Source organism: Xanthomonas sp. 3307 (genome assembly GCF_014199735.1).
GTDB lineage: Bacteria > Pseudomonadota > Gammaproteobacteria > Xanthomonadales > Xanthomonadaceae > Xanthomonas_A > Xanthomonas_A rydalmerensis.
On sequence record NZ_JACHOG010000001.1, the window covers coordinates 382,444 to 401,976 of the forward strand.

General features: G+C 60.5%; 13 protein-coding genes. 5 read left to right on the top strand and 8 right to left on the bottom strand.

What is annotated here, in order from left to right; genetic code table 11:
• Nucleotides 1–18 precede the first annotated feature (18 nt).
• The gene (locus tag GGR64_RS01655; RefSeq protein WP_260302539.1) at nucleotides 19–315 is read left to right on the top strand and encodes a cytochrome c; all 297 of its coding nucleotides are present in this window, start codon (nucleotides 19–21) and stop codon (nucleotides 313–315) included.
• Between the two features lie 27 nt (nucleotides 316–342).
• Here the strand turns inward: GGR64_RS01655 and GGR64_RS01660 are convergent, their stop codons facing one another.
• Genes GGR64_RS01660 through GGR64_RS01675 form a run of 4 tightly spaced genes read right to left on the bottom strand, consistent with a single transcriptional unit; the run spans nucleotide 343 to nucleotide 4,314 of the window.
• Nucleotides 343–1,086, bottom strand: a complete 744-nt coding sequence (locus tag GGR64_RS01660) for a DUF1080 domain-containing protein (RefSeq protein WP_184643560.1) — start codon at nucleotides 1,084–1,086, stop codon at nucleotides 343–345.
• A gap of 43 nt (nucleotides 1,087–1,129) precedes the next feature.
• Nucleotides 1,130–1,702: a gluconate 2-dehydrogenase subunit 3 family protein gene (locus tag GGR64_RS01665; protein ID WP_184448694.1), complete on the bottom strand. Its 573-nt coding sequence runs from the start codon at nucleotides 1,700–1,702 to the stop codon at nucleotides 1,130–1,132.
• Nucleotides 1,702–3,387 (bottom strand): GMC family oxidoreductase, encoded by a 1,686-nt coding sequence (locus tag GGR64_RS01670; RefSeq protein ID WP_184643562.1) that lies wholly within the window; start codon nucleotides 3,385–3,387, stop codon nucleotides 1,702–1,704. The genes GGR64_RS01665 and GGR64_RS01670 overlap by 1 nt, the downstream gene beginning before the upstream one ends.
• A 30-nt stretch (nucleotides 3,388–3,417) precedes the next feature.
• Complete coding sequence (locus GGR64_RS01675; protein ID WP_184643564.1) at nucleotides 3,418–4,314, bottom strand: TIM barrel protein; 897 nt, start codon at nucleotides 4,312–4,314, stop codon at nucleotides 3,418–3,420.
• 936 nt (nucleotides 4,315–5,250) lie between these two features.
• On the opposite strand from GGR64_RS01675, the gene GGR64_RS01680 reads away from it, so the two are divergent.
• Nucleotides 5,251–6,564: a hypothetical protein gene (locus GGR64_RS01680; protein ID WP_184643566.1), complete on the top strand. Its 1,314-nt coding sequence runs from the start codon at nucleotides 5,251–5,253 to the stop codon at nucleotides 6,562–6,564.
• A gap of 99 nt (nucleotides 6,565–6,663) precedes the next feature.
• Here the strand turns inward: GGR64_RS01680 and mauJ are convergent, their stop codons facing one another.
• Both mauJ and GGR64_RS01690 read right to left on the bottom strand, forming a co-directional pair.
• Entirely contained in the window at nucleotides 6,664–7,881 is a 1,218-nt protein-coding gene (gene mauJ / locus GGR64_RS01685; RefSeq protein ID WP_184643568.1) for a methylamine utilization protein MauJ, read from the bottom strand.
• Between the two features lie 127 nt (nucleotides 7,882–8,008).
• A complete protein-coding gene (locus tag GGR64_RS01690; protein ID WP_184643570.1) occupies nucleotides 8,009–9,889 on the bottom strand; it encodes a DUF262 domain-containing protein in 1,881 nt (626 codons plus the stop codon).
• Between the two features lie 173 nt (nucleotides 9,890–10,062).
• Between GGR64_RS01690 and GGR64_RS01695 the strand changes: the two genes are divergently transcribed.
• The 3 genes from GGR64_RS01695 to GGR64_RS01705 all read left to right on the top strand — a co-directional run bounded on the left by GGR64_RS01695 (nucleotide 10,063) and on the right by GGR64_RS01705 (nucleotide 12,046).
• Nucleotides 10,063–10,560, top strand: a complete 498-nt coding sequence (locus GGR64_RS01695; protein WP_260302541.1) for a hypothetical protein — start codon at nucleotides 10,063–10,065, stop codon at nucleotides 10,558–10,560.
• A gap of 70 nt (nucleotides 10,561–10,630) precedes the next feature.
• The gene (locus GGR64_RS01700) at nucleotides 10,631–11,392 is read left to right on the top strand and encodes a hypothetical protein (protein WP_184643572.1); all 762 of its coding nucleotides are present in this window, start codon (nucleotides 10,631–10,633) and stop codon (nucleotides 11,390–11,392) included.
• A gap of 6 nt (nucleotides 11,393–11,398) precedes the next feature.
• Entirely contained in the window at nucleotides 11,399–12,046 is a 648-nt protein-coding gene (locus GGR64_RS01705) for a hypothetical protein (RefSeq protein WP_184643574.1), read from the top strand.
• Nucleotides 12,047–12,408: 362 nt separating this feature from the next.
• Here the strand turns inward: GGR64_RS01705 and avs3b are convergent, their stop codons facing one another.
• Together avs3b and GGR64_RS01715 are read right to left on the bottom strand one after the other, a co-directional pair.
• Nucleotides 12,409–13,113, bottom strand: a complete 705-nt coding sequence (gene avs3b / locus GGR64_RS01710) for an AVAST type 3 anti-phage proein Avs3b (protein WP_184643576.1) — start codon at nucleotides 13,111–13,113, stop codon at nucleotides 12,409–12,411.
• Nucleotides 13,055–19,327, bottom strand: a complete 6,273-nt coding sequence (locus tag GGR64_RS01715) for a hypothetical protein (RefSeq protein ID WP_184643578.1) — start codon at nucleotides 19,325–19,327, stop codon at nucleotides 13,055–13,057. The genes avs3b and GGR64_RS01715 overlap by 59 nt, the downstream gene beginning before the upstream one ends.
• Nucleotides 19,328–19,533 lie beyond the last annotated feature (206 nt).

Below are 19,533 nucleotides of genomic sequence, written 5' to 3' on the forward strand. Positions count from 1 at the left end.
TCCACAAAGGAGGCCCGCTTGAAAACGATCCTGACGATGGCCGTGGTGCTGCTGGGGACGACGCTTGCGCCCACGGCATGGTCCAAGGACGACCCGACGGCCGGCGCGCAGCTCTACGCGACCCACTGCACGGCATGCCACGGCGCCAATCGCGCAGGCGTCCCGCCCACGTTCCCCGCACTGACCGACGTGGGCAAGCGCCTGCAGCCTGCGCAGATCAAGGAGAAGATCCGCAACGGCGGCGGCTTGATGCCCCCCTTTTCGCAGCTGTCCCAACAGGAAGTCGACGACCTCGCCAGCTTCCTGGCGCAATAGGCGACCGGCGCCGACGGCGCGCCGGCGCTACAGCTCGCGCACCCAGATGTTGCGGTAGCTGACCTTGGAGTCGTGCTCCTGCAGGAGGAGCGGCGCGCATGCATGCGGCGCGTACGACGGCGCGCCGATGTACTCGGTCTTGCCCGACAGCACGGTGTCGTCCTGCACCAGGACGCCGTTGTGCAGGACGGTGATGCGGGCGGGCGACGTGAGTCCGCCGCCCTGCGAGAAGCGGGGCGCTTTCCAGATGATGTCGTACACCTGCCACTGGCCCGGCGCACGCGAGGCATTCACCAGCGGAATGGCCTGCTTGTAGATCGCACCGGCCTGGCCGTTGGCATAGGTGGGGTTGTTGTAGCTGTCGAGCACCTGCAACTCGTACAGTTCCTGCAGGAAGATGCCGCTGTTGCCCCGCTGCTGGCCGTCGAATCCGCGGGTCGCGGTGGGCGTGCGCCACTCGACGTGCAACTGGATGTCGCAGAAGCGCTGTTTGGTGCGGATGCCCTTGCTGCCCGGCACCACGGTCATCGCACCGTCGGCGACGAGCCAGGGCGCGCGTCCGCCCTGCTCCGACTCCCAGGCCGAGAGATCCTTGCCGTCGAACAGCACGATCGCATCCGAGGGCGCGCTGCCCGGGGGCGTGGCCACGACAGCAGGCACGGGCTTCCACACTTCGGTCTTGGTCGGATCGCGTGCGGGGTCGCCGTCGGCCTGCGCGAACGCAGGCGCCGCGGCCAGCAGGCAGGCCGCCATCAGCAGGGGTCTGGTCATCGTGTTTCCAGGGAAGGGAGGAATAGCGGAGCGTGGCGGTCCATCAGCTGGTTGCCCAGGCGGGCGTGCCGGGAACATAGGTCACCTCTTCGAAGCGGCCCGGCACGGCGACGTAGCGCAGCACTTCGGTCGCGCCGACCTTGGAGGTGAAGAAGCCGAAGATGGTCAGCTGCTTGAGCATCGTGAAGGGATGCGGCATCGCGTCCGCCGCTTCGGCGGTGCCGATGTCGGTCACGTCGACGACGTGTGTCCTGGCTTCCGCATCCAGGGCGCGCAGCAACTCGGTGCGGGCCTGTGGCGTGAGCGACACGAATCGACCGCCGGCACGTTTGTCGATCTCGGTCAGGCCGGTGCGGAACGTCGACTGCTGCCGTGGGGTGTAGCAGTCGGTGACGAATTTCGCCATGAACGCGCCGGCGCCGGCGTCCTTGGCCCCCGGCGTCTTGGTCCGCGGCAGGATGGTCTCGGCGATCTCGTCCAGCATGCCGATATCGACGGCGGAGAACAGGGCCTTCGCCCCGGCGGCCGGCGCCTGTGCAGAGGCGAGCGCGGGCAGGCCGACCATGGCCGCGCCCGTGGCGGCGAAGATCATCTTCAGCAGTTCGCGACGTTCCATCACAGGTTCCCCGCTTTCAGTTCGCGCACGGCATGATCGGCGGCACGCGCGGTCAGCGCCATGTAGGTCAGCGAGGGATTCACGCAGGCGCTGGAGGTCATGCAGGCGCCGTCGGTCACGTAGACGTTCGGCGCGTCCCACACCTGGTTGTACTGGTTCAGCACGGAGTTCTTGCGGTCCCGGCCCATGCGCGCGGTGCCCATCTCGTGGATGCCCTTGCCCGGCGCGTAGTCGGCATCGTGCATCTTCACCTCTTTGACGCCGGCCGCCTCCAGCATCTCGGCGGCGTCGGCGGCCATGTCCTTGCGCATGGCCTTTTCGTTCTCGCGCATGGCAACGTCCATCGCCAGCACCGGCAGCCCCCATTTGTCCTTGCGTTGCGGGTCCAGGCGAATCGCGTTGTCGTGGTGCGGCAGCATTTCGCCGAAGCCGGTCATGCCGATGCGCCAGTCGCCCGGCACGGTCAGCGCCTCCTTCAGATCGGCGCCGATGTTCAGCTCGGCGATCTCGCGCGACCAGCCGGTGCGGCTGGCGCCGCCCTGGTAGCCGAAGCCGCGCAGGTAGCCGCGCTTGTCTCCGGCGACGTTGCGGAACCGGGGGATGTAGAAGCCGCAGGGACGACGGCCGAAGTAGTACTTGTCGTCATAGCCTTCGACCCGGCCGGAGGCGCCGGCGCCGAAATGATGGTCCATCACGTTGTGCCCGAGTTCGCCGGACGAGGACCCCAGGCCGCCGTCCCAGACGTCGGTGGCCGAGTTCATCAGCAGCCAGGTCGAATTGAAGGAGGACGCGTTGAGGAAGATGACATTGGCCGTGTACTGGTAGGTCTGTCCGCTCTCGGCGTCGATGATCTCCACGCCGCGCGCACGCTTGCGATCCTTGTCGTAAAGCACCTCCTTGACGATCGAGAATGGCCGCAAGGTCAGGTTGCCCGTCTTCATCGCCGCCGGCAGCGTTGCCGCCTGGGTCGAGAAATAGGCGCCGAAGGGACAGCCCAGGATGCACTTGTTGCGGTACTGGCAGTTGACCCGGCCCTGCTCGACCTTGGGCTGGGTGATGTTCGCGGTGCGCGAGTGGATCAGGTGCCTGGTGCCGCCAAAGGCCTTCTTGATCCGCGTGGCGACGTCCTTCTCGACGATGTTCAACGGGATCGGCGGCAGGAACTCGCCGTCCGGCAACACGTCCAGTCCCTCGCGCGTGCCGGCGATGCCGGCGAACTTCTCCACGTGGTCGTACCACGGCGCGATGTCGGCGTAACGGATCGGCCAATCGGTGGCGATGCCGTCCTTGAGGTTCGCCTCGAAATCCAGGTCCGACAGGCGATAGCTCTGCCGTCCCCACATCAGCGAGCGACCGCCCACGTGATAGCCGCGGAACCAGTCGAATCGCTTGATCTCGGTGTAGGGCGATTCCTGTTCGTTGGCCCACATGCCCTGCAGGTTCTCGACCAGAGCGTAGTCGCGCATCAGCACCGGATAGTCGGCCTTCATCGCCTGGGTCGGGCGGTTGCGGTGCGGGAAATCCCACGCCTCCTTCATCGCGTTGACGTAGTCCTTGACGTGCTCGATGTTGCGGCCGCGTTCCAGCATCAGCACCTTGAGTCCCTTCTCGGTCAGCTCCTTCGCCGCCCAACCGCCACTGATTCCCGAGCCGACGACGATGGCGTCGTAATGATTGTCTGCCATGGGTTCTACTTCACCTGGGTGGATAGCGTTTCAGACGTCGCAGAGGCGGATCGCCTCGCGCAGCGAGCCGACGGGATCCGGCGTGGTAGGAACGAATTCCTGCGCCAGATAGCCATCGAAACCGGTATCGCGAATCGCGCGACAGATGGCGGGATAGTGGAGCTCCTGAGCGTCCCCGATCTCGTGCCGGCCCGGTACGCCGGCGGTGTGGTAATGCTTGAAGCACGCGTGATGCTTGCCGATGGTGGCGATGATGTCGCCCTCCATGATCTGCATGTGGTAGATGTCGTACAGCAGGCCGAAATGGTCCGAGCCGATCCGCCGGCACAGCTCGACGCCCCAGGCAGAGTGGTCGCACAGGTAGTCGGGGTGATCGACCTTGGAGTTCAGCAGCTCCATCACCAGCACGACGCCGCGCTTCTCGGCGTGCCCGAGGATGCGCTTGAGTCCGACTTCGGCGTGGGCCATGCCGTCCTGCGGATCCATGCCATTGCGGTTGCCGGAAAAACAGATGAGGTTGCGATAGCCGGCATCGGCCACCAGGTCGATGTGCCGCGTATAGCGCTCGACCAGCTCATCGTGGAACTGGCTGCCGGCAAAGCCCTTGTCCAGGCCGAGTTCCGCACCGTTGCACATCGCGCTGTACACGCCATGCGCCTTCAGCGTGGGCCAATCCGCCGGGCCCACCAGATCGATGGCGGCGAACCCCATGCCCTTCACCACCTGGCATAGCTGTGCGGTCGACAGCTGCGGAAACGTCCAGCGGGCGACGGACTGCTTCAGGTTGCCCTTGAGCGGCGTGGCAGCCGCACGTGCCGGCAGCATGCCCGCCGCCCCAAGGCCAAGGCTCCCGGCGACCGCCATGCGCAGCGCGTCTCGCCGCGTGAACCCCGAGGCCGGCGCCGGTCCGTTCGAATGGATAGACATCCACCTTCCGGCCTCCCAACCGGTGTCAAACGCTGATGAATCGCCGCGATTCAATCGATTGCACCATAGAGGAGTGAATCGCTGTTTTGCAAGACGCACTGCACGACGACCCATGCTGCAGGGCACAACGCCTGTGGCGCCGATGGCCGCATCAACGTGATGGAATTCGCGCGGCGCGCTGAAGCTTCGGCTCGCCAGTCAGCCAATCGATCACATTGGCGCGCATGGCAGTGCAACCGAAGACCTATGAATCGAGATCTTGCGCACCAACTTGCCCGATCACGACATGGTCGAAACGGGATTTGCGATCGACACTGCCGGCTGCCGCAGCGAACAGATCGCCCTCATCGTCTTCGAACGCAATTCACATCCGCACCGCCCGCCCGACGTCGGCATCGCGACGCCCCCCAGCCGACGCGATGTACGCGGCATTCCAGTACGAGCGCCCTTCGGCAGGCACGGCTTCGGATTCGCGGGGCGCAAGGGCCGCATCGGTACGCGAGCTTTCGAGCACCCTGGTGCCCTTCGCCTATCGTGTACGTCCGCTACAGACAGAAGACAGATGTCATGCCGTCAGCAAGGGAAACACCCGCATAAAAGAAAACCCCGATAAGCGCACTGGCTTACCGGGGTCGATTTGCATCCCAGGAACTACGAAAAATCAAAACGGCTCTAACCACCAAACATCACTACCAACCAAATAAAATCCTTTACAATCAATTGAATAAGGCTAAATATGAGCCATGATGGCATGGCTTATGTCGCTTTTGGAACGCTTTGACGGGATCTTTCGACTGAATTGCAACACACGCGAGCCACCCGTCGGAGAGATAGCTAATCCGCGGTAGTAAGCAGACATATCGGCCGAAGGTGCGTTTACCATCCCACCAAGACCCAGATGGCTATCATAGGCTACAGCTCCAGCAGGCCCAGGACATGGAAATACCCATTGAATTGGACAAAGAGGTCGGGAGGGCGCTGCTTTGGATGCATCACGTTGCGGGACCGTCATTGACCGATCGAATTGAGGCCGCGAAGGCTCACTTCCTGAAGGCATCCGTCCCTTCAGCTAGCTCAATTCTGTGGCCCTCACCGATGGATCTACTGCCACCCAATGATATGACCGCAGGCCTCCTCCTGCAGGCCACTGCCTTGGTTCAGGACAGGCGCTTCTTTGACGCTCGTCTTGCCCCTCGAGTGATTCCTTTCATGAAGCTGATGGGCATGGCATTGAGGAAGCTCTACTTCACTGAAGGCGCGGAGCAAAGAGCAAAAGAGTTCCTAAACGCCAAAAACAAGCATCCTGAGGGAACCTTGCTGGAACTTGCGTTGGCAGCTCGCTACCTACTGGAAGGTTTCAGAGTTAGGTTCATTCCGGAGAGCCACCATAAGACACCAGACCTCGAGCTTATCTTTGACGAAGGATGCATTAAGATCGAATGCAAGAGATTACGGCCTGGAGCGTATGAAGAAAAGGAATCGGATAGAGTGCGGCAGCTTTTCCTTCCTGCTTGCGACAAGGTCAATACTGCTGCTGCCTTCAAGTATCTAGACGTTACGTTCAAAGCTGAACTCTCATCCATTCCAGACATGTACCTTGCAGAACGCATGCAGATTGCGATTGACGACTGCAGCAACAGCTACGAATGGGAGGACGAGCTTGCAAGGGGAACTATTCGGCAAGGCAACCTTGCAGCAGTTGTAGAAGATACCGCAATAGGAGCGATTCTTGTGGGACCCAAGCTATTTAGGCTGTTCACCGGGTCCATTGTTCCATCTCAACGTGTTCTGTTCGGCGCATGTGGTCAAAGCCACGAGCTTGATCCGAGATATATTGATACCTTTGATGCCATTGCTCTTTGCAGCTGGGATACCATCAATGAAGAGTCAATGAGGTCTCGATCTAGGCATTTTGGATCAAAACTCGCCGAGATCGATGCGCAGTTGGAAGGATGCACCTTGGGGGCAGCCCACGTCGTAGTTGACGCTGAGCGCGATAGCGCAACATCTGATCTTCGCCGCCAACGCATACGCGAGAGAGTTTGCTCATTCGACTTCAAGTCAAAAATCGCTGTTCTGACGACTCACTATCTTCTTCTCCATACCGCCGAAAGTGCATCGTGGACCGTGGATGAGACTGCAGATCCAGCGATCCGAACTACAGAGCCTCTACTTGAAGACCCAAGGATATTCTTCAGTGGACAAATCCTTGGCGATGCACCCGCTTGGCATCTACCGCCCCCAAACTAGCAGCTGCGCAAATTAACCTATGATTCGCAGATGAACTCGTCGACGGCGTAGACATCGACTCTCCCTTCTTGCCGCAGGACACAACGCCGCTCTCCTTGATCATTCCGGCCTTTGTGCATTCGCCCGACGAAAGGCTTCGACAGCCTCTGCCACAGCTTCCTCGGGATTTCTGGGGATGATGTTCACAGGGATGACCACCTCACAGTCCACCGGCTCAAGACCGTCAATGCGAAGCTCCACCACAGCATTTCCAATCACGCGATGGAACACGGTGTAGAACTCGCGAACGTCATCCTCGGTTGGGCTGTGGTGGTCATTCTGCAGTAAACCGCTGCTATTCAACTTTGTATGAACCTTTCCTTTCTGGAAGTCAATCACGAAAGCGAACATCATAGTCATGCGGTCATTGAAGAGAAGCACCCTCGCGACTCCTTCATGTACCGCATCAACCCTCATGATGAGTCGGCTCAAGCCTGGCATGGAGCCATCTGGCCATAGGCTGAGGGCCACGGCCAACCCATCCAAACCCAAATGCCCTTCAGGAGTACCCCCAGCCTTCAATACGGAGACTACTGACTCGTCAATCAGCGACTCCCAAGGCTCAATGCGATTGCGGGTTCGATAAAGCTCCCTTGCTGTCGGCACCTTCAACTCGCTGGCAATGTAGTGCCTTGCCAGTTCCCGTATCAGGACCAAGTCCGCCGCGATCCGCCGGCGATCCTTCGGGATGTCCGGATCTACTATGCCGCCACCGAAGGATGCATGCGCCACAGCATTCCGCCCGCTGTCATAGAGGTGCCGCCCCACATCCACGCCATCCGCACGCAACTCGGACACTCGAGCTCCCGCCGCGCCCGTCATTAGATCCACGTGGCGAGCAAACCAATCCGCGCGGTCGGTGCCTTGTTGGTACTGCGATTCAATCACCTTGAAGTAGCTCAGGAACGCATAGCTGTCGTGGACCCTTGTCAGGCGCTGCCCCTCACGCCAGAACGCCAGCGCAATGCGCATATTCTCCGACTCGATGATCGGCATGTGATTGCAATCAAAACCCCGATCTCCGAGCTGGCCCACTTCGGAATAGGCCTGTCGCATCTGCACGCCAAATCCCATGGGGTGGCTGCCTTGGATGGTTTCCACCACATCCACGTAGCCGTTCAAGAACCACCCCAGAACGGAGGTCAGGCGATAGACCTTGGCCAGTTCATCTTCAACTCGCTGCGAGGTTCCTGGCACGGTGATTGCTGGAGCGGTGGATTGTTGTCCGTTCTCTGTGCCGCGCAGGATGAAATCGTCCCCGGCGTACTTGATCCACACGTCCTTCTTCGGCCAAGGTATGGAACTTACCACCGCCGCAGAAAGCCAACCCATTCGGCTGCGGAGCTTGCACTCCACCTCCTCTCCGAACACATGGGGCACATACGGGGTCCGCACTGCTCTTCTCCTATGCGGTGACCTTGCTGGCGTCCGGCCACACCTTGAGCAACAACCCAAACAGATGCTCAGTGCGCTTGCGAATGGCGTCCTCGTTCCAGTCGTCCGCTTCGGGTCCGTGGAAATACTGAGTCAGGTTGATCTTCGAATACTTCAACAGCTCGGGCCGCTTAGATAACCAAGCCGCGTTCTGCAGGGACGAATTGAATGAGCCGGTGATGAGCGTGAGATTGCCCAAGGTGTTAAGCATCAGCCTGCGCCGCGCGATGGCCTTTTCTTCAGCCACCGAGTCCACCTTCGCCTCAGCCGGCAACGGCCAGTGTGTTTGCCACGTCTGCGGCAACACGTGCTCGATGGTCAGATTTCCGGGAATGGCCAGCACTGGGCTCTTGGCGGACTGCGCCGCCGTGTCCAGTGCTTCCAGGACCGCGCGAACCTTGTATTGGGCGATGCGACCGTAGAGCGGCCATTCGAACACCGCGGTCAGTAGCTCCGTATCAGTTGGGAACTTTGTGCTCTCCCCTGCCCCTTTGCCCAGATGCTCGGCCACGGCCTTGGCCGTCAGACTGCCGCCCTTCTCCACCGCCCTGACGAGATCCACGAACAGGCGGTTGTAGTTCTTGCTCGTGTAGTTAGTGATGAGCCGGCGCATGAGGAAGGATTCGAGAACCGCCAGCACCTTGTCGAACTCGGCATGATCGTCTGGCATGAGTTCGGCGTAGGCGTGCAGCAAGAATGGGTAAACGGTAGTGGTGTCCACCGCTTCAAGGTTGCGCAGGAACCGGGCCAGGGCCGGGTGGTCGTCGGGTCGGTGGAAGGCTTCGAAGACATCGGCGTAGCGGGATAGCTGGCGGATGTGGCCATCCGCGTCCGCGGGCACCGGGATGAGGGATCCGGGAACCGGAACGCCGTGCTCCACAAAAGCCTTGAAGGCGTTGAACAGGTGCGAGGTCTTTACCTCGTCCCGGATCATCAGGGTTAGGTAGTGGTTGATGAAGAGATCGATACGGTGCCGCGTGATGCGACCTTGCTTGACCTCTTCCCGCCAGAACCCGCCTTCAAAGCGCGTCCAATGCTCGTCGTTGAGCGCCTCCACATCTGCCTTTTGGAGCAATGCCTTGCGGAATAGGTAGTTCTTGATAAGGTCGGCTGGCAGCAGCTCGGTACCGCGGGCATTCAAGGTCTCGAAGATGACCTGCGCCTCGTCATCCTTGTCGAGGTTGATCACAACCAGCTGGAGGCCGCGATTCACCACCTGCCAAAGCGTCTCCAAGCGATCGTGGACCGTCTTGCTGACTAATTCGGGCGTGTAATCAACGTCGTCAAGCTGGCCGCTCAACCACTCGGACAAACGGACGTGGAAGTAGCCGTAAGCGCCGACGAGGTTGCTGCGGGCGAGCTCGGGCTTGCCTTTCATCGCCTTGTCCAGATCTAATAAGCTCGAACTGGCGTGGATGGCCTTGAACGCCGCGCGGTCACTATTGGTTGGCCATAGCTTGAACTTCTCGCTGGGGTCTTCCACTAGGTCGTCGTCGTTCTCCACCAGGCCCGTGAAGCGCCCCACGTAGCGTTCGGCACCGTGCTCTGCCGCCAGGTTGCGTGCCGCCATCAAGAACAGTTGTAGCGTGGTGAAACGCTGCTGCCCATCAATAACCTGACGTGCTTCCACGGAGCCGGCCGGGTTAGGCAGTTGCTCCAACACGATGGCGCCCAGAAAGTGGGCGTGGGCAGCCCCGGTGCGCAGATGCCTATCCAGCAGCACCAGAATGTCTTCCCACAACGGCTTCCAGTTCTCGTCCTCCGCCCACACGTAGGGCCGCTGAAAAAGCGGCACCTGGAAGTTCACGCTGGGATCGAAGATGGCTTTGAGCTGACGGGTGTTCGCGTCCAAGTGTTCCCCTGTTTGGTTGTGGCTGTCCCAGCGGCCAGCTTACCGCCCCAACGTGGCACAGCCCACTCCCAAGGACTGCGTCAGCTTGCTAAACCCCACCAATTCTCTGTACCTGCCCCAGTCCTGTACGATTGGCTACGCATCGCGATGCAACCCTCGGCTACGATGTGGCCATGTCTGTCTCCGACGCCAGCGCCTTCGCCCTGCTCCGCGCCTTCGGGATGCTGGAGTTCAATCTGAAGCGCACGCCGGGTTTTCTGGCGGCTGATGCCAATCCACTGAGAAACCAGCGGGCAAAAGCGAAGGCGGATTGGCCGGCTTTAGATCGCGCGGTGGCCGCGCTGCAATCAGCGGACTTCCTCGACCTAGTGTCCAGGCCAACACGGGCCAAGCTGCTGGGCGGAGCGCGCAACCGGCCGCAGATACAGTTCGTGCGAGTGGCCGCCGACGGCACCTGGAGCGTGAACTATGAGGACAGCCCCCTGCCGTACAACGACGCCGAAGCGCTGGTGGTCGCTATGCGGCGGGTGCGCAACAACCTCTTCCACGGCGGCAAGGAAGACCCGTTGCAAGAACCCTATCCGGGCGACGACGAGGAATGGGTGGAGGCCGCCCAAGAAGTCGCTAACCTGCTACTGAACCTGCTGGAGCTCCAGCGGCTCCGGCCGTAGAGAGTTACCCGAATGCGATGTAGCGCCCATGCCGCGCGGGCCACCTTTGGCATTTAGAGGAACACACCGCATGACCCTACCTACCAACCTCCTAGGGCTTCATGCTCAAGAAGAACAACTCCGCAAAATTGCCCTGCGCTGGATCGCCGAACATACAGATCTCAAAGACCACGTCGCCGTCACTGAGAAGGCCATGGATCTGCTGCACTACACGATGCAGCATGGACCCAGCACTACCGACGACCAGCGCGCCGTTCTCCAACTGGGAGCTCGCGTATTCAACGACATGGGCGCGGCGTGGAAGCTCATTGCCTCGGGCTACTTCCAAGTAGCAGCTATGGTGCAGCGCGATGTCATTGAGACCGTCGGCCTGGTGGAATTCTTCCGCTTGAGGCCTAAGCTGATGGAAGTGTGGCGCACTGGCGACGAGCGCACTCGCAACGACACGTTCAAGCCATGGAAGGTAAGGAAGGCATTGGACGACGCGATGGGCAAGGGGCCCAGTAAACGCAGCACCATCTACTCCAAATTTTCTAAGCTGGCCACACATCCCACGATTGAAGGATTGCAGTTGCTGTGTCCAAACGGCAGTGACGCCGCCTTGGGTCCCTATATGGAACTCAAACAGCTTCGTGCTTTGATGGAAGAGCACGCGAAGCTGGCGCTTCAGGCCGGCATGGTCTTCAACGTAATCCTACCCGTCGGCTTCTTCGAAGCTCGCGTGATTGCCCATAGCATGATCACGGCCATGATGGCTTGGATGGAGCGCTATCACGGCTCCACGTTCAGTGCAGAAGATCGCGCCAACACCGACCGACTACTGGAGATCTGAGATCGCATGGAGGCCATTTCGACCCCGGACTACGCCCGACACATCGCGCGCACGCTCAACGCCGTCGGCCAACAGGCATCTCGGCTTGCACTGCCGGCAGGGGTGTCCAACAAGCTGCGCATCGCCTGGGCTCAGTTGCGCTTAGCATTTGACCACGCTACTGCAATTACGTCGCTCTTTCACTATCACGACAGCGAACTTGCTGGCCCCGCGTTCGCCTTGCTTCGCCCGATGAACGATGCACTCAAGCGCGGGACGTGGATGGCCTTCTGCGCTACGGACACCGAAACTCAAACATTCATAGACTCCGACAAGTTGCCGAAGCGCAATCTGGCCCAAGAGATTGAGCAGCATGCTCCGTTCGACCAGTTCCCGATGTTCACCAAGCAATACGAAGCGGCCTGGGACAAGTTCCACAGCTTCACCCATACGGGCATTCAGATGGTTGGAGCGTACACACTGGGCCATGGCATCGGACCGGCGTTTCCCGAGCAAGACATTCGCATGGTCCTCGATCACTCCGAAGCGGTTGCTTCGATGGTCGTCCAGGTCATGGTGATGATTGCTGGCGACTTCGACCCCGACCTTGCTGATGAAGTCCTGAACCGAATTAAAGAGGTCCAACCGGCCCGTGAGAGATTGACGGTGGCCTGACGTTCGGTTTTATCGATGGCCGGTCGACAAAGCATACTGTCACGCCGACACCGAGCGGTCGGACCAACGGCCTGAAGGAGCGTGAATGAAGTGGGATTTAAGTGAACTGCGTGGGCACGTGAATCGCTTGATCGGCGAAGACCAGTTGCGAACGTTCAACCAGTGCCGCCGAACCATAGGAGACCGACGTGAGTTCAGCCAGTACCACTTCAACGAAGCGAAAATCCGGATGGAGGATGCCTTCCAGAGCCGCGAAACTTTCGAGTTGACTACCGCGCTCCCCGGGGGGGGCGTCGCTTTCGAGCCCGGCTATATGATTTATCCACCGGACAGTATCAACGCGGGTGGCGTGCGCACGTCACTTACTCGCTTGACCTCTCACGCTCCTCGTCGGGCACGCGGCTGGCGGCTTTAGCAGCCTCCAACGATTCCATAATGCTCTTCTTGAGCGTTTGAGTGGCCAACGCAAAGTACTCGAGCTGCGCGATGCGCTTTTCTAGCTGCTCTATGCGATGCTCTTTAAGCCGCGCTTCATCCTTCCCCATCCTGACGATCCTGATCCGAAGTCCGGTGAGGGGATCTTCTTCGTCCAGGTGCTGGGCCAACTCTAACCACTCCGCACTGTCTCGCCCCGCTGCACGCGACGCTTGCGCAAGGACATGGTGAATTAGGTTGCGCGCCGCACCATCGATTCCAAGGGCTAACGTCAAAAGCTTCTCGACTTCACTGTCCCCTTCATCTGCACGTGCATCAAGGGCGCGCCAGAGATCGTTGCGGTAATACGCTCCACCGTCCGGGTGCAGGGAGCCGATGGTCTCGATGACTCGATCAATGGACTCGAAAGCAGAACTTTTTGCGGGGAAGGCCCGCGCATGCCCCCATAAATCCAGAATAGCGCTCGCACACGCTTGCCGTGCCTCATCACGATCGGACAGAGCAGCGTGTTCAGCACGCAGCATAAGCTCAGCGACGTAATGCGCCATCCATCGCGCGAGCGTGTCGGTCGAATCAACGAGCTTTAGTTCGGCGACGAGCTTTTCGCCGAGGGCGATTGTTGCGACCGACAATACAGGGAGCTCCGGCTTCTTCGATCGTGATGATCGTTGTCGAGTGCTCTTCTTCGGCATCGTCACTCCAGCTTTCGTAGTTGAAAGGCACCACGTTGCGATGGCAAGTAACCTCAAGGATCAGCGTTCGCTCCTGTCGACCGATTGCCGTCTGCAGAAATCGTCTATCAACAACGAGGCGCTCTCCTCTCGGTGCTCGCTCGCGCTCATCGTCAGCCCCGTCGCCCCACCGCTCGGTCCAGGCTACGCACTTTCCATCATTCTGGTGCCAAGTACCAGAGGCTTCGTCATGGACAAGCCCGAGTTTGGCTGCCACGGGTCCGGCGAGATCCAAAAAGCGTCGAGCCAATCCAGCGGCCCACGGATCATCCGAATCGGCGCCGGACTCTGCGCCTGTCTCCATCACCCATCCTTCTAACACGAAGTCGCCGTGACTGATCTCATGGCTGTCCCCAAATTCAGGCATCGCATAGTCGTATGGATTTCGCGTCGTCGCCAAGGACCGGGACAGTGCGGCAGCATGGGACCGAGACGCCAATGCGCTTACTACGCTAAGCTTTTCGCTGTTGCGCCCGTCGTACTGAGTCCATTGGCCTGCCACCACGACAGCACCGGTGCGGGCCATGAGGCGCGAGAGCGCATAGTTTTTTGTTGTGGGGATAGGCCAAGCGCCTTTTTTTCTTCTTGGGAATTCTATTGCATCTACTGGTGGCATCTGCCTGCGATCTGCAAGCCAGTCGCCCTTCGCGTCGAGTGAGGCCATATGCTCGAGCCAATAGGAAAATGATCCCCATGAATTCCCCGGCTCCTCATGAAGCGGATGGGTCTCCAGCAACTGCCCAGCGGTCTCCATCACCGCATGGTAGGAAAGGTAAAGCGAGAGGCTGTCCTGTCCGCCCATTCCACTGCCGCGACGCCTAGCGTCCCCCTTGAAGTAGCCGCGTTTGGCACGCACATCCCGATCGTAATGGCCGTTTTCCTGCAACCCCCAGTCTTCGCGGATAACTCGGCACGCGGCGGCCTCGATCTCCCCAGGGCTTATCGCAAAGCACCGTGCCAGCGACTCGATCCAACTACGCGAGAAGTCATAGCCGAAGTTGAACTCGCGTGCGTCTTCCGAACCAGGCGGGCTACGATGCGGTCGGGTGTGGTGAGCGGAAAACTGCGTCGCAAGCGTGGACGCATTGATCCGGACTAGCGCATCGCGCGCTACAGGATCAATCGTCACATGGCCTCCATCAGCCAGGGCCAACAGGGCGCGGGCCGCTATACCGCGGCAGACTACATGGCGGTTTTGCCGCAACGCCAACGACCCCAACCAGGCGGCATGGCACACGACAACATCCCCGCTTTCACGCGAAGCGCGGTCAAGGGCGGTCAACAGCGACTGGATTGAGTGCATTTGATAGAAGTGGAAGCTTGCGTCAGTAAAGGCTGACGCCTCGCCACCGGTCGCGAACGCGAGAATCTCCGCCAAGAGCTCTTTGCGACCCAATAGGCACAGCGCTCTGACCGCGTGAACTGCCTGCCATCGGCGGCTCGACTCAACGGCCCCGAGGCTAGCCCAGATGTAGCCTGCGACGCTCGCACGACAGCCCCCAGCGGGTGCCAAACGCGGGTTCCATGGCCCATCGCCCTGCTCGTTACCTAGCGTCTCCTCCAAATGCTCAAGGCCATAGCCCAACACGGATCGCGCTTCGACGGGGCCCAGGAATTGAGCTAGGACAGCGACGAGCTGGAACAATCCGTGGGACGTGCTTGGCAAGCTCGTCTCAGCGATTGCCTCCAGTGCACCCCGCAAAAGCTCCTGGCGCGTGACACCGGTCTTCTCAAAAACGAGATCGTAGGACAAGGACTGATAGTGGCGGCTGATCCCGAGTGACGTCGCATAGTCACGTGCCATGCGCCGAACGAACGACGCCAAGGCTTGTCGCGCCGCAAGCCGATCCTCCCAAGTCGCGGGGATGTTCTTCAGAAGCTCGCCGATAGCATAGGGGTTCCAGTCGCCGACCGCCTCAAGGCTTTCGACAAATGCACGCTCTCTTCCCGCGGGCACGCGAGCCATAGCTTCGTCGACCCACTCCCCGCGCCAGCGCCCCAAGCGGCCATCTGGCATTCGCGCTTGGCTCTCAAGAAGACCTGAGGCGCTGCCGAGATCGATACCTGCAAAAACCGCGCCCCAGTCCTTACTGGACTTGCGCGCGCTCGTCAATGGCGCTTCGCGCGAGTCGTGATCCGATTCAGACCGTCTAGCACGCTCTTCCAATTCGCGGAAAGGCTGCGCGTTCAGCGCTCGTGCCTGGACCGCATCGGCGAACTCTTTCAGGCGGGTTCTGGAACTCACAGAGAAGCGCAGGTATCGATAAAATTGTGCCAGAAGCTTGTTCTTCTCGACGCTGCTCTCGGCCACCTCGAGCGAGGCACCGATCAGGCCCGGCCAATCCCAAGAGCCTTCGAAGCAGATAAGGGCTGCCGCGTCCCGGGCATCCAGGTCGCCCCGCTTACACAGAACCTCGACAAGCTTGGGGAAAAAACGCTCCGGCTCCCCGAATCGACGATCACGCCACCGACTCATGATCGCCGGCGCTGTGCGCGGCGACAGCGTGGCGATCGCCTCAACCGTGTGCTCCCAATCGAAGTGCTTGTCGCGATCGACGTGTGATCGTGTTAGCTCAGCGGCACGGGCGAATCGATACGCAAGCTGCGGGTCATCGGCCCTATCCACGGCGCAGGCATCGCTCAGGTGCAAGAGGGCATGCCATCGCTCGAGGTTCTCCTGCCCGATCTTGCTGGCGACACGAACGGCCTCATTGAAGTACTGCAGGGCCTCATCTTCGCTAGCCCCCAGCGCGGCTCGAGCAAGAAGCACGAAGCTGTCGGCCATGGATTCAGCGAGTTCGGCATCCTCTCCGATCCGGCCCCGAGCTTTATTGGTAAAAGATAGAACGGTGCCTGGGGGGCCGCTCGTCAATGCCGCGCGGCGCGCGAGATCTGCCAAGGTCGGAATAAAAAGGGGAATCCGTAGGCCCTCCTGCCATCGCGCTAGGCTCGCCCAGAGCGCCCCGTCTCCGCCAAGCAGAACAATGCATTCAGACCACAGCCGTGCGACCTCGTCCGCCGTCGCGGACCAGTCCTGGTGAACGTGGCGCTGGTGGCGGGCCCAATGTTCCAGCGCCGCCGTCAATGCGGCCTCAAATCCTTCTTTGAGCATCGCGCCGGAACGGACCTTCACGCTCAGCTCGTGCCACAGCAACAACACCTTGAGGTTCTCAAATCCTCGTCCGCCGAAGCGATTATCGTTCGTAGATTTTTTGCGCGACTTGCGCTTTGCTCCATAAATGAATTCGAGCGTCAGAGGCTTACTCAAGAGCGTTGCCAGCAGCGCATATGCCCTTAGGTATACAAACCGATCATCGTTGAAGTGTTCCGATTCGAGAGCGCGAGGCGCGCTTTTAGACAGATAGCGACGCAGGAGGCCAGCGAGCGCGCTCTTTGACACCAATCGGTAGTGCCGTGCGGTATCGATAATCGACGCAACCGCGCCAAGTCGCGTACCCTCGCCTCGCCAGTTGTCCGGCGCGTCGAGTTTGACTCGTGAATGAAGGAGCAGGCAGATGGTGCGTGCAGCGGCGGCTTTAGGCACATGCCGCTCGACGACCCTTAGTTCGTCAGCGATCGCGAGGATCAGCCCAATATCATTTCGGGCTGCCAAGGCCAGGGCATCAGCATCCGCCCACCGTGCTCCGTCAACCAGACGCCTTGCGAGCAGCCGACCCACGCGATAGGAGAGCTCACGCGGCCGCCATCGCCGCAACTGGACAGCGCACCGGGTCGGACCATGGACATTCAGCTCCGCCCACTCCAACTCGAGGATGTCCTTGTCCTCGACCGAGGTTCCGTGATCTCCCTCCTCCCGGTTCCGCAACCAATGGCCGAGCCAGTCATAGGCAAAGCGCAGCTGGGTACGCGCTTCGCCCTCCAAGCCTTTCCGTCCTGAGAGTAGCGCGGCCTCATAGGCATGCTCAGAGCCTGTCCAGCTACCGCCGACAATCTGGCGCCTGGAGACCTGCTCCAGTAGTTGATCCCTATCCAGAAACCGCGATGCGAGATCCACATTACCGCTTAGGAGCGTCTGCTGGCGGGTGTCGGCCGCCACCCGCCCGCCGGCCTTCAATGCAAGCTTGGCGGCATCGGCGTACCGGCGCGCTCGAAGCGCGGCGAGTGTCGCAAACTCCAGCCGCTGCAACTCGACGTCACGCCGGGCGATCTCGTCATTCTCAGGCAGTGCGTCGTCGTCCAGTGCGAGTCGAACCAGTTCATCGAAGCAATCCGTGCTCAGCATCAGCGCGGGAAGCGCGGACGCCGCGTAGCGGCTTTCCCGCGCGAGCGGCTTCAGGCGGCGAACGAATGACTCGAGCTCCTCGTGGCTGGGTCTGAACTGCTCTTGGAACCACGTCTCCGTCGGCTCGTCCCTGAACTGTACGGAGTCGCCACGAAGCAGTAGCGGTCGGCCTAGGTCATGGATGAAGCTCCGGACCAACCCCTCGTCAACATCCGCTGTTAAGGCGATGACTCTGACCGGCACGAACGGACGTAGCGTAGCGAGGGCCGCGCAGATGCGGTCGATCTGAAGCCGCTCGACCGCTGCTGCAACATGTCGAACATGTTCTACGGCTCGCTCCAGTAGGTCGCCGATTGTGTCGTCGACCGTACGAGGCGATGGGCCCAGGCTGCGCAGCACCGTCTCCAAGGGCGCGGCCGGGGCCAGGTCCAGAGCTGTACGCTGCACACGTGGATTGCGCGATGTCAGGCGGTGAAATTCCCGAATGTCCACCTCCCGCACGTCCGGAAAACGGGTCTTGAGAAGATCCCCAGTCTCCTTCTCGGTGAACCCATCGAGGACAAAGCGAACCAAGCCCGGCGGCGGCTGGAGCTTGTCGATCCGATGAGGGCGCGCGGTGAGCACCAGCCGAACGTTATCGGGAAAGGACTCGGCGAGCAGCAGACGCGGGAAGCTGGGCGGGTGGTGGAACTCTTCGGCCGCCGTCTCCGCATTGTCCGCCGCGTCTAGGATTAAAACGAGGTACCCATCGGTCACCTGACTCCGTACTGCGACGCTGGCTTGGGCCACCCGCGCCAGGAAGGCATGCACATAAGCAGCGTCGTCCGCTTTAGGTGTTGGGATCAGCGGGTGGCACAGACCCTTAACGGCCATTTCGTTGGCTAACTGGACCAGCCCATCCTTGGCGCGATGCCTCAGGCCGGTAGCACTTCGGTAACCGCCATTGCCGAAGCAGTCATAGACGAAAGCAATGCCCGGTAGCGCGTCGCCTATCTGGGTGGCGACGACGGATTTGCCGTAGCCGCCATCAGCAGACACGATGACCGGTGTCGGCGACTCGATGATCGTCTTGATCAGATCCGGCAACTGAGCTCGGGGCACGACGAACGGAGGCGATTCGAGAACGTTCGTCGCCGGGAACAGGTCGTCTAGGCGGACGCCGATTGTGTCCAAGACATCCTCACGGCGGATCTCATGATTGGACTTGAATTCAGACGTTGCCTTACGTGCGACGAGCTCGCGTAGCGCGATCGCCGCATCCTTGTCGTTATCCGGGAGATAGGCTCGCAGGTCACGGTGCAGTAACGCACGCTGCTCGAGAAATCCCTCAACGCGCGTGATCGGCTGGAACAGGGAGGCAAACGCCTGGAGGTCGGCAGACGCCAGCCCCGTCACGCGGCTGATATAGCGGGCGTCGCGCCCTTGCGCACCCTGCCTCAGGTCCTCTAGGGCTTGATCTACACGGGATGAGAGTGGGCGGTTGGTTTCGAACTCGAAAGCAAACCGTGCACAGACGTACTGGATACCGAACTCGCCGACCAACGCCGTAAAGCGGTCAGCAAAGTCCTTAAGCGTCTTTCGCAGGCCACTTGCGGTCCATTCCTTGTCGGCGTGGAGCGTCGAATGCTTGAGTTGGCGATAGCGCACTAGCCGCGCCGTAGGCAGGCTGTTACTGCCGTAGTAGAGCGCGAGGTCGATGGACTCGATGCCCGCGTTGACGGAGTCCTGCTTTGAAATTCCTTCAACGGACACGACCTTGAGGTCGGAGGATGCTTCGAGAAGCTCCAGGCAAAGGCGGGACGCGCGCGAGTAATGAAACTGGTCGCCGTCTCGGCTGGGACCAACATCAAAATTACCAATCTGCCGTGACATCAATTCTTATGTCCTGATTTCAACGTAACAATGGCGGTCCCCGCCAAGATCTGATGCATCACAACGGCGTAACCTAGCGGCTCTAGCTGACGTACGTGCGCCTCATAAACTGGCGCACCTTAGCTTAGCAAGCCGTTCGGGATTTGGCCCACCGACATAACGCAATTGTCAAGCTACTAGCTATGTATAGCGCTAGATAGAATCGT

Excerpts from the sequence above, each read along its gene's own strand:
- GGR64_RS01670 (WP_184643562.1), bottom strand. The coding sequence starts at position 3,387 with ATGGCAGACAATCATTACGACGCCATCGTCGTCGGCTCGGGAATCAGT.
- GGR64_RS01675 (WP_184643564.1), bottom strand. The coding sequence starts at position 4,314 with ATGTCTATCCATTCGAACGGACCGGCGCCGGCCTCGGGGTTCACGCGG.
- GGR64_RS01695 (WP_260302541.1), top strand. The coding sequence starts at position 10,063 with ATGTCTGTCTCCGACGCCAGCGCCTTCGCCCTGCTCCGCGCCTTCGGG.
- GGR64_RS01700 (WP_184643572.1), top strand. The coding sequence starts at position 10,631 with ATGACCCTACCTACCAACCTCCTAGGGCTTCATGCTCAAGAAGAACAA.
- GGR64_RS01680 (WP_184643566.1), top strand. The coding sequence starts at position 5,251 with ATGGAAATACCCATTGAATTGGACAAAGAGGTCGGGAGGGCGCTGCTT.
- GGR64_RS01715 (WP_184643578.1), bottom strand. The coding sequence starts at position 19,327 with ATGTCACGGCAGATTGGTAATTTTGATGTTGGTCCCAGCCGAGACGGC.
- GGR64_RS01660 (WP_184643560.1), bottom strand. The coding sequence starts at position 1,086 with ATGACCAGACCCCTGCTGATGGCGGCCTGCCTGCTGGCCGCGGCGCCT.
- GGR64_RS01705 (WP_184643574.1), top strand. The coding sequence starts at position 11,399 with ATGGAGGCCATTTCGACCCCGGACTACGCCCGACACATCGCGCGCACG.
- GGR64_RS01665 (WP_184448694.1), bottom strand. The coding sequence starts at position 1,702 with ATGGAACGTCGCGAACTGCTGAAGATGATCTTCGCCGCCACGGGCGCG.